Below are 9,529 nucleotides of genomic sequence, written 5' to 3'. Positions count from 1 at the left end.
CACCGTCGGGAACTGGAACAGGCCTTCCTTAGCGAGTTCTTCATCCTTCAGCGGAGCGTCCGAACCGGCAAAATCGATCGTCTTCGCATTGATCTGCTTCAGGCCGCCCGACGAACCGATACCTTGATAGTTAACCTTGCCACCCCCGGCCTTCCTATATGCATCTGCCCATTTTGTGTAGATCGGTGCGGCGAACGTGCTGCCTGCGCCGGTGATGTCGGCAGCTTGCGTGGCGATAGCAACAAGAGCCAGGACGCAGGGAGCCAAGATCCGGATATTCATGTACTACCTCCTGTCTTCTGCCGGCATCCGGGCCAACACGCTCGTTCCGGTCTCGAAGTCCGATTTGACGAGTTGGACGTGCCGGCCGTTCTTCGGCAACGTATGTCGGTTGACCGCGACGGTGATCTTCTCGCGATTGCTTTCAAATGCGGAGAGCAATTGTGTGGGTGTAGCGGTCTCGGCGCCGAGCTTTTCGCGAACGACGTCCGCCGGGAGCTTGATTGCAACGTACCCCCAACCGGGGCCATAGGCGGAAAAAGAGAGGCTTAGATCGTCGCCGACGACCAGGTGTGTCAGACACGTGGCGGAGTCCGTCATGGTGCGCGGGAAGTGGTCTTGGATCGAAGGGTGATAGGAGTATTGCATCTCGCTGTGAAAACTCAAGGAGAGCGCAATTGCTCGATCCGCCAAGCTCAATTCTCGCGCCCTGCCACGATCGAGGCCAACGCTCGGTCACCGTCGCGTTGCGCAGCGTCCTCAGCGGAAAAGATGTGCTCACTGAATGCGATCAGTTTGAAGCCGCATCCTGCAGGGCGAGGAATTGTGATGCCCCAGTGCCAGCCGCCATCTCGTTGGAAGACGTGAAGCACGGGACACGTTTCGCTCGGTGCTGGTGAAGAAGTCGTCATGGCGTGCTCTCCCGTCATGGGGCGACCGTCGGGAAATACATCGGACTCGCGAGCTCAGTCTAGGGTCATTTTTGTTGCATCGCAATATTCGAATTCCAAGAAAGTATCGATGCGTCGGGCGTCACAATATTGAAATAAAAATATGCACCGCAACGGATGGCTGGCATATTGATGTGACGATTATGATTTCTCGGGGGCTCGATGGATCGCAACTCGCTTGTGTGGGCGGGTGTTCCGCATAGCAGTGATGGCGTCGTCTTTCAGGTTCAGGTCGGCCGTGGACTTCAGCGTTTTCATATTCCTCGGTCGATTTTCGAGAGGGCGTTTGACCTTGAGCGATTGGCGTCTGACGCGCGACAACTCGAATGCTTTTATGAGCACCTGGCCCCGATCCTGACGGTCGCCCGGAAGGCTCGCTCAATTGCCAAGGCCGATACTGTTTCGCTGAAAGTTGCCGATTTTGCTCGAACGGGCAACGCGAGGACCGGGCAGGATTCCTGGGCGGTGGCGCGATGAGCACCGTACGGGCATCGAGAAGTCGGGGTGCCCGATATTGAGAAGGCGGAGCGAGGGCCTTGGCGTAGGTTGGCGCGTTGAACCTTGTCAGATAAGGCGCAGGTACCGCTGCATCATCAGGGTGTGGCCCGCAAAGGGCTCGGGCGACAGCGTGGTCATCGCTCCGGCATAAAGTTATTGCTTGAGTTGCCCGAGTTTTTTACCAGTGGCTTCGGTGCACAAGCGCGAAGTTCGCGGTTCGGCCGGTGGCCGGAGATTGCGATCGGCGGCCGCTGGCCCGATACGGTGATTCGATCTCGTTGCCGGGTACGCATTGAAAAGCCGCCTTCGCCCGGCGCACGGACCTGCGTGCGCCGAGTCCATCCAACAATATCAGGACGTGTGCGCCGACATCAGATCGAGCGCCACCGCCTGCGCGACCTCGATACCGTCGATGGCTGCCGAATAGATGCCGCCCGCATACCCGGCGCCTTCGCCGGCCGGATACAGCCCTTCGACGTTCACGCTCTGATAATTGTCCTTGCGGCGGATCCGGATCGGGGACGACGTGCGCGTTTCCACACCGGTGAGCACCGCGTCGTGCATCGCGAAGCCGGCGATCTTCTTGTCGATCTGGGGCAGCGCTTCACGAATGGCTTCGATCACGTAGTCGGGCAACGCGGTGCTGAGATCGGTCGGGCGCACGCCCGGCTTGTACGACGGCACCACGGAGCCCAGCGACGTCGACGGCCGGCCCGCGATGAAATCGCCGACCAGCTGGCCCGGCGCGCTGTAATCGCCGCCGCCGAGTTCGAACGCACGCTCTTCCCATTTGCGCTGGAACGCGATGCCCGCCAGCGGGCCGCCCGGATAGTCTTCCGGCGTGATGCCGACGACGATGCCCGCATTCGCGTTGCGCTCGGCACGGGAATACTGGCTCATGCCGTTGGTGACCACGCGGCCCGGCTCGGAGGTCGCCGCGACCACCGTGCCGCCGGGGCACATGCAGAAGCTGTAGACCGCGCGTCCGTTGCTGCAGTGATGGACCACCTTGTAGTCGGCCGCACCGAGTTGCTTGTGGCCGGCGAACTTGCCGAAGCGGCTGCGATCGATCAGCCCCTGCGGATGTTCGATCCGGAAACCCAGCGAGAACGGCTTCGCTTCGACATACACCCCGCGATCGTGCAGCATCTGGAACGTGTCGCGCGCGCTGTGGCCCACGGCCAGCACCACGTGATCGCACCGGAGCGTTTCGCCGTTCGACAGCGTCAGCGAGCGCACCTTGCCCTGGTCGATTTCGATGTCCTCGACCCGCGTTTCGAAGCGCACTTCACCGCCCAGGTCGTGGATGGTCGCGCGCATCTTTTCCACCATGCTGACGAGGCGGAACGTGCCGATGTGCGGCCGGCTCAGATACAGGATGTCCTCCGGTGCGCCGGCCTTGACGAATTCGTCGAGCACCTTGCGGCCGTAGTGATGCGGATCCTTGATCTGGCTGTACAGCTTGCCGTCGGAAAACGTCCCGGCGCCGCCTTCGCCGAACTGCACGTTGGACTCGGGATTGAGGACGCTCTTGCGCCACAGCCCGAAGGTGTCCTTGGTGCGCTCGCGCACGGCCTTGCCGCGCTCGAGGATGATGGGGCGAAAGCCCATCTGCGCGAGGATCAGCCCGGCAAACAGGCCGCACGGTCCCATGCCGATGACGACCGGGCGCAGGAAGTTGCCGTGCTCGGGCGCCTTCGTGACGAAGTGGTATGCCATGTCGGGCGTCACGCCGCAATGCGGCGTGCCGGCGAGTCGCGGAAGCACGGCCGCTTCGTCCTTGACTTCGACGTCGACGATATACGTGAGCTTGATGTCGGCGCGCTTGCGCGCATCGTGCGCACGGCGGAACACCGTGTAACGGAGGAGCCCGTCTGCCGCCACGCCAAGCTCCGCGAGACGCGCGCGAATCGCGGCTTCGAGGGCGCTCTCGGGGTGGTCGAGCGGGAGTTTAAGTTCGCTTAGCCGTAACATGAGTATTCGGATACGGTCGCCACGAAGTCGTGGCGGTGTTGAGACGGGCGGGGGCCGGCGTGCTGGCGGCGTCGTGCGCCCGCGCATCCCCGAAGCCGGTCACGTGGCATCGGGAAGCGCGGACCGCGCGGCGGCACACGGACCAGGTCGGACCACTCGGGTAACGCAACGATGGGCGCCTGAAGCGACCCCCGCATGGAGAAGGTTACTTCGCCCTCCGGGCAACCGGAAGGGAGCGAGCGCGCCATCATGACGGTGCCAGCGAGTGGTTGATGCGACAGCCGCGCCGCGCGGGCGCGGCCCGGATTTACTCCGCTGCCGGATGCACGCGGCTGTAGCGATTCAGGATCGGGATCATCTGCGCGTAGATCTTCGGGTTCGCCGCGACGATCTCATGACGATGCAGGAAATCGGCGTCGCCCATGTAGTTGCCGACGAGGCCGCCGGCTTCGGTGATCAGCAGGCTGCCCGCCGCCATGTCCCACACGTTGATGCCTTGCTCGAAGAACGCGTCGAGACGGCCGGCCGCGACGTTCGCGAGGTCGAGCGCGGCCGCGCCCGGACGGCGCAGGCCCGTGCAGGCCTGCGTCATTTCGGTGAACAGGCGCGCATAAGCGTCGAGGCCGTCCTTCTCGCGGAACGGGAAGCCGGTGCCGACCAGCGCGTCCGCCAGGCGATCGCGGCGGCCGACGCGGATGCGGCGGTCGTTCAGGTACGCGCCGCGGCCGCGGGTGGCCGTGAACAGGTCGTTCTTGTTCGGATCGTAGACGACGGCCTGCGTGACGACGCCCTTGTGCTCGAGCGCGATCGACACGCAGTAGTACGGGAAGCCGTGGATGAAGTTGGTCGTGCCGTCGAGCGGATCGATGATCCACTTGAATTCGGATTCGTTCTCCGATTCGCCCGATTCTTCCGCGAGGATCGCGTGGTCGGGGTAGGCGGTCTTCAGCGTCTCGATGATCGCCTCTTCGGCGGCCTTGTCCACTTCGGTGACGAAGTCGTTCTGCTGCTTCTTGCGGATCTCGATCAGGTCGAGGTCGAGGGAGGCGCGGTTGATGATCTGTCCGGCGCGGCGCGCAGCCTTGACAGCGATATTGAGCATGGGATGCATGAGCCTGGATCCTGTAGCCGGCGGCACGGGCCGCCACGAAGTGGAACACACCGCCCGGAACGGCGCAAACGTGCCGGGCGAGATGAGACGCGAATTGACAAAGAGCAGGGTACGACCCGCGCCGCATGGGATGCGACGCGTAAACACATGATTTTACCCGATTTTCGAGAGTTTCAGGTGACCGGAATGCGGGGAAACCCCACTGGCCGTCCGGACGAGTGGGTTTGCCGGGGCGATGGCGATACCATACTGCCATTCTGATGAACCGAGTCGTATGTAGTGGAAACCCCGCAGAACCCCGCCGCGCCGTCCGAATCGGGCGCGGCTTCGTCCCTGCCGCCGTCCGGCGGCTTCACGTCCACCCGTTTCGTGCTCGTCGAGCCGAGCCATCCCGGCAATGTCGGGGCGGCCGCCCGCGCGCTGAAGACGATGGGTTTCTCCAGGCTTGTCCTGGTCGCGCCGCGCGTGCCGCACGTGCAGAGCGACCCCGAAGCGATCGCGATGGCGAGCGGCGCGGACGACGTCCTCGCGTCCGCGCATGTCGTGCCCACGCTCGGCGACGCGCTGTCCGGCGTCCACTGGTCGATCGCGCTGACCGCGCGCACGCGCGAATACGGGCCGCCGCGCCTCGCGCCGCGCGCGGCCGCCGAACAGGCGTGCACGCAGGTCGGCACCGGCGACATCGCGCTCGTGTTCGGCAACGAACGCACGGGCCTCGCCAACGAGCATGTCGAGCAGTGCAGCGCGCTCGCGCACATCCCGGCGAATCCGGCCTACAGTTCGCTGAACCTCGCGCAGGCCGTGCAGGTGCTCGCGTATGAACTGCGCGTCGCGCTCCTGGAGCAGGGGAGCGAGCCGTCGCCCCAGTCGCAGGCCGAGGCCGGCACGCTCGCGCAGAGCGACGAGATCGAGCGGATGTACGCGCACCTCGAGAATGCGCTGATCGCGCTCGATTTTCTCGACCCGCGCAACCCGAAGAAGCTGATGCCGCGGCTGCGGCGCCTGTTCGCGCGCACCGGGCTCGAGCGCGAGGAAGTCAATATCCTGCGCGGCATCGCGAAGCACATCTTGCTGAAGTCCGGCCCCCCCGACGGCGACGCGTAAGCGGCCGAGGAACGTTAGCTGCCGGGCGCTCATGCGTTCGGCGGCGGCGTTCCCGCCTGCCGTCGTCGTATCGCATGGGCCGCTCGATGGCCGCGACCCAGTCCGCGCGAATACGCCGGATGGCCGTGTCGACCAGCCACGACGGGCGTTCCGCGCGAATACCCGTGCCGCCTGCGGGGTGAACGCGCGACGCTGTGCGGCCGCGCGCGAGTGGCCCTACAATCGCCGGACGTCATAAGCAAATTACCCGGTGCGATAACGACCGGCCATTGCCGGCGGGGCGCGCCGGCCTTTTCCCCAGCCCAGACCAGATCATGTTCACTAGACTGCGCGAAGACGTTGCGACGATTCGCGAGCGGGATCCCGCCGCTCGCAGTGCCTGGGAAGTGCTGACCTGTTATCCGGGGCTGCACGCGCTCGTGCTGCATCGCTTCGCGCACGCGTGCTGGCGCGCGAAACGCTACTGGCTCGCGCGCTTCGCGTCGCAGGCCGGGCGCTTCCTGACGGGGATCGAGATTCACCCGGGCGCGACGATCGGCCGGCGCGTGTTCATCGATCACGGGATGGGTGTCGTGATCGGCGAAACCGCGATCGTCGGTGACGACTGCACGATCTATCAGGGCGTGACGCTCGGCGGCACGTCGCTCACACGCGGCGCGAAGCGCCATCCGACGCTCGAGGCCGGCGTGATCGTCGGCGCGGGCGCAAAGGTGCTCGGCGGTTTCACGGTCGGCGCGGGTGCGAAGATCGGTTCGAACGCGGTCGTCGTGAAGCCGGTGCCGGCCGGCGGCACCGCGGTCGGCAATCCGGCGCGCATCGTGATGCCGGCGCAACCGAAGCCGCAACCCGAGCGCGCCGCGTTCTGCGCGTACGGGATCACGCCGAACGCGGACGACCCGATGTCGCTTGCGATTCACGGTCTGATCGACCATGCGGCGAAGGAAAGCCGGCGCGTCGACGAGATCGTCGCGGCGCTCGAGCAACTCGGCACGCATCTGGAGACGCTGCAGGGCGCGGACGCGGCGCGTCTCGATCTGCGCAGGCTGTCGGCGGTGCTGGAAGGCAAGGCGGTCGAGCGCCAGACGTAACGCGGCGCCTGCCGGCGGCCGCCGGCAGCGTCGATCGCGTCAGTCGAGTGGCATCGCGTGGATGCCTTCGGCGTCGACGCGCAGATAGCCGCCGCGCGGCATGCCGTGATCGAGATCCCAGTCGGGCAGTACCCAGCGAATCCCGCCCGGTTCAACGTGGCGGGCGGGGCGATGCGTGTGGCCGTGAATGATCACGCTTGCGCGACCCTTGCGGAACAGCGCGGCGATGCCTTCACGCGTGACATCGTAGCGCGCCGAAGCGGGGCGCATCCGGCCTGCTTCACTGTTCGAGCGCATCCGTTGCGCGAGCGCGCGGCGCCAGCGGAACGGCCACGCGAGAAACAGCGCCTGCGCGACGCGATTGCGGGCAAACTGCCGAAACACCTGATAGCCGCGATCGGCCGTGCATTGCGCGTCGCCGTGGGCGAGCACGATGCGCTGGCCGAACGCGGTAATCAGTGCCGGGTCGGGCAGCGGCATCGCACCGGCGGCCTTCATGAAGCGCCGGCCGAGCAGGAAATCGCGGTTGCCGTGCATCACATAGAGCGCGATCCCGCGCTCCGAGAACGTATGCATCAGCGCGGCCATGCGTGCCGCGAACGGATCGTGGTCGAGCACGTCGTCGCCGATCCAGTATTCGAACAGGTCGCCGAGGATGAACACAGAGTCGGCGCTGTCGGCCGTGTATTTCACGAAATGCTCGAACGCGGCGACCGTCTTGGGAATCGCCTCGCTCAGGTGCAGATCGGAGAGAAACAGGAACGGGCGTGCGGCTTGCGCGTATTCGCGCTCGCCCGGCACGCCCGCGGAGACGCTTCGCGGCGGACTCTCCTGCAACATCGAAGTGCCTCCGTAACGACTGTGCGTCAGACCACCACGGCCTTTTCGATCACGACGTCGTCGGTCGGGACGTCCTGGTGGAAGCCCGCGTTGCCCGTCTTGACGCCCTTGATCTTGTCGACCACGTCCTGGCCTTCGACGACCTTGCCGAACACCGCGTAGCCCCAGCCCTGCGGCGTCGGCGACGAGTGGTTCAGGAAGTCGTTGTCGTTCACATTGATGAAGAACTGGGCGGTCGCCGAGTGCGGATCGTTCGTGCGCGCCATCGCGATCGTGTAGTTGTCGTTCTTCAGGCCGTTGTTCGCTTCGTTGTCGATCGGTGCGTCGGTCGGCTTCTGCTTCAGGCCCGGCTCGAAGCCGCCGCCTTGAATCATGAAGCCGTTGATCACGCGGTGGAACACCGTGCCGTCATAGTGGCCCTTCTTCACATAGTTGAGGAAGTTCTCGACCGTCTTCGGTGCTTTCGCGGCGTCCAGCTCGAGCTTGATCACGCCGTGGTTCGTATGCAGTTCAACCATGATGAATTCCTTCGGTAAGGCGGTTTAAATGGCACGCGGCCGGTCGTGCGACGCGGCCGCGTGTGGCGCCGGACGTGCCGGCAGGTGCTTATTTCGAGACGATGCTGGCCGATTCGATCAGGACCGGCTGGGCCGGCACGTCCTGCATCGGGCCGCGCGAGGTCGTCGCCACGCCTTCGATCTTCTTCACGACGTCGAGGCCCGAGACGACCTTGCCGAACACCGCATAGCCGTTGCCGTCCGGGTTCGGGTAGTCGAGGCCGCTGTTGTCGACCGTGTTGATGAAGAACTGCGCGGTGGCCGAGTTCGGATCGCTGGTACGCGCCATCGCGATCGTGCCCGTCAGGTTCTTCAGACCATTGCGGCTCTCCAGCGGGATCGGCGCGCGGGTCGGCTTCTCCTCGAAGTTGGTCTTGTAGCCGCCGCCCTGGATCATGAAGCCCTTGATCACGCGATGGAAGATCGTGCCGTTGTACTGGCCGGCCTTCACGTAATCGAGGAAGTTGGCGACCGTCTTCGGCGCCTTTTCCGGGTAGAGCTCGACGCGGATGTCGCCCTGCGAGGTCTTCAGCTGCACGACGGGGTGCGCGGTGGCCGATTGCGCGAACGCGGGCGCGGTCGCGAGAAGGGCGGCGCCGCCAAGCGCCAGCAACAGACGTTTCATTGCGATCCTCAGATTGGGAGGGAAGGAAGGTTGCGCCGCTTACTTCGACGGCGCGACGTACGGCGCCGCCAGCGCACCGGACGGACCGTTGAACTGGAACGTTGGCGACATCGGCAGCGTGGTGGTGCTCACGTTCGCGGCGGCGCGGTCGGTATACGTGCGCGTGGCCGGCGTGACGGCGCGTGCGCCGGTGGCCGCTTTCGGCGGCGACACGATCTTCTGCAAATCGGCGAGGCGCTGCGCGGTCGCGCCGCTCGCGCGGCCGAGCGACTGCGCGCGCTTGTACGATTCGGCCGCGAGGCGCAGGTACAGGTCGCCGAGGTTCTCGTACGCGAGCGAGTAGCTCGGGTTCGATTGCGTCGCGGTGACGAGCGCGCTGCGCGCTTCGTCGTAGCGGCCGTGCTTCGCGTAGAGCGCCGCGAGGTTGTTGTACGGTTCGGGCAGTTCGGGGTAGGCCTGCGTGATCGCGACGAACTGCTGGATGGCGTCGTCGTCGCGATTCAGGCGGGCGAGCACGGTGCCGCGCTTGAACTGCGCCTGCACGTCGTGCGGATTCGCCGCGATGCGCGCGTCGAGTTGCGCGAGCGCCTGTTTCCACTGCTTGCCGGCGATCGACGCATCGATTTCGGGCGTGCCGTCGGCGGTGGCCGGGGCCTTTTGCGCATGCGCCGCGGGGGCCGCGAAAAGCGTCAGCGCGACGCCCATGACGGCGGTCGCAACGAGGGTCGCAGCGCTCGGCGCGCGGCCGCGATGAGGTTTCATAGGCGTAAATCGGAATGTTA

Annotated in this window: 11 protein-coding genes; 3 read left to right on the top strand and 8 right to left on the bottom strand. The window is 65.4% G+C overall.

All coding sequences use genetic code 11. The annotated features are described in order from the left end of the window. Both DIE06_RS34480 and DIE06_RS38555 read right to left on the bottom strand, forming a co-directional pair. Positions 1-282, bottom strand: a 282-nt coding sequence (locus tag DIE06_RS34480; protein WP_124665236.1) for a substrate-binding domain-containing protein, incomplete at its 3' end; no start/stop codon positions are given. 3 nt (positions 283-285) lie between these two features. Continuing rightward, a complete protein-coding gene (locus DIE06_RS38555) occupies positions 286-693 on the bottom strand; it encodes a hypothetical protein (RefSeq protein WP_185733545.1) in 408 nt (135 codons plus the stop codon). Positions 694-1,112: 419 nt separating this feature from the next. Here DIE06_RS38555 and DIE06_RS34465 point away from each other — a divergent pair, with 419 nt between their 5' ends. Beyond that, complete coding sequence (locus DIE06_RS34465; protein ID WP_124665234.1) at positions 1,113-1,427, top strand: hypothetical protein; 315 nt, start codon at positions 1,113-1,115, stop codon at positions 1,425-1,427. 372 nt (positions 1,428-1,799) lie between these two features. Here the strand turns inward: DIE06_RS34465 and DIE06_RS34460 are convergent, their stop codons facing one another. After that, positions 1,800-3,422 carry an NAD(P)/FAD-dependent oxidoreductase gene (locus DIE06_RS34460; RefSeq protein WP_124665233.1) on the bottom strand — a complete coding sequence of 541 codons (1,623 nt, stop codon included), beginning with the start codon at positions 3,420-3,422 and terminating at the stop codon, positions 1,800-1,802. A 307-nt stretch (positions 3,423-3,729) separates the two neighbouring features. Further along, entirely contained in the window at positions 3,730-4,533 is an 804-nt protein-coding gene (locus DIE06_RS34455; RefSeq protein ID WP_124665232.1) for an inositol monophosphatase family protein, read from the bottom strand. A gap of 279 nt (positions 4,534-4,812) precedes the next feature. On the opposite strand from DIE06_RS34455, the gene DIE06_RS34450 reads away from it, so the two are divergent. Both DIE06_RS34450 and cysE read left to right on the top strand, forming a co-directional pair. Further along, a complete protein-coding gene (locus tag DIE06_RS34450) occupies positions 4,813-5,637 on the top strand; it encodes an RNA methyltransferase (protein WP_124665231.1) in 825 nt (274 codons plus the stop codon). 314 nt (positions 5,638-5,951) lie between these two features. Continuing rightward, complete coding sequence (cysE, locus tag DIE06_RS34445) at positions 5,952-6,725, top strand: serine O-acetyltransferase (RefSeq protein WP_124665230.1); 774 nt, start codon at positions 5,952-5,954, stop codon at positions 6,723-6,725. Positions 6,726-6,764: 39 nt separating this feature from the next. Here cysE and DIE06_RS34440 read toward each other — a convergent pair whose 3' ends face one another. The 4 genes from DIE06_RS34440 to DIE06_RS34425 all read right to left on the bottom strand — a co-directional run bounded on the left by DIE06_RS34440 (position 6,765) and on the right by DIE06_RS34425 (position 9,509). Next, positions 6,765-7,565, bottom strand: a complete 801-nt coding sequence (locus DIE06_RS34440) for a UDP-2,3-diacylglucosamine diphosphatase (protein WP_124665229.1) — start codon at positions 7,563-7,565, stop codon at positions 6,765-6,767. Positions 7,566-7,591: 26 nt separating this feature from the next. Then, positions 7,592-8,083: a peptidylprolyl isomerase gene (locus DIE06_RS34435; protein WP_006483987.1), complete on the bottom strand. Its 492-nt coding sequence runs from the start codon at positions 8,081-8,083 to the stop codon at positions 7,592-7,594. 88 nt (positions 8,084-8,171) lie between these two features. Then, positions 8,172-8,747 (bottom strand): peptidylprolyl isomerase, encoded by a 576-nt coding sequence (locus tag DIE06_RS34430; RefSeq protein WP_012364186.1) that lies wholly within the window; start codon positions 8,745-8,747, stop codon positions 8,172-8,174. Positions 8,748-8,786: 39 nt separating this feature from the next. After that, a complete protein-coding gene (locus DIE06_RS34425) occupies positions 8,787-9,509 on the bottom strand; it encodes a tetratricopeptide repeat protein (protein WP_185733544.1) in 723 nt (240 codons plus the stop codon). Positions 9,510-9,529 lie beyond the last annotated feature (20 nt).

This window comes from Burkholderia sp. Bp8998, from assembly GCF_003854235.1.
GTDB lineage: Bacteria > Pseudomonadota > Gammaproteobacteria > Burkholderiales > Burkholderiaceae > Burkholderia.
The sequence above is the reverse complement of the archived record's forward strand: the minus strand, read 5'-3'. Positions and strand labels throughout refer to the sequence as shown.

Coding starts and splice junctions, on each gene's coding strand:
- DIE06_RS34465 (WP_124665234.1), top strand. CDS start 1,113: ATGGATCGCAACTCGCTTGTGTGGGCGGGTGTTCCGCATAGCAGTGAT.
- DIE06_RS34460 (WP_124665233.1), bottom strand. CDS start 3,422: ATGTTACGGCTAAGCGAACTTAAACTCCCGCTCGACCACCCCGAGAGC.
- DIE06_RS34455 (WP_124665232.1), bottom strand. CDS start 4,533: ATGCATCCCATGCTCAATATCGCTGTCAAGGCTGCGCGCCGCGCCGGA.
- cysE (WP_124665230.1), top strand. CDS start 5,952: ATGTTCACTAGACTGCGCGAAGACGTTGCGACGATTCGCGAGCGGGAT.
- DIE06_RS34440 (WP_124665229.1), bottom strand. CDS start 7,565: ATGTTGCAGGAGAGTCCGCCGCGAAGCGTCTCCGCGGGCGTGCCGGGC.
- DIE06_RS34435 (WP_006483987.1), bottom strand. CDS start 8,083: ATGGTTGAACTGCATACGAACCACGGCGTGATCAAGCTCGAGCTGGAC.
- DIE06_RS34430 (WP_012364186.1), bottom strand. CDS start 8,747: ATGAAACGTCTGTTGCTGGCGCTTGGCGGCGCCGCCCTTCTCGCGACC.
- DIE06_RS34425 (WP_185733544.1), bottom strand. CDS start 9,509: ATGAAACCTCATCGCGGCCGCGCGCCGAGCGCTGCGACCCTCGTTGCG.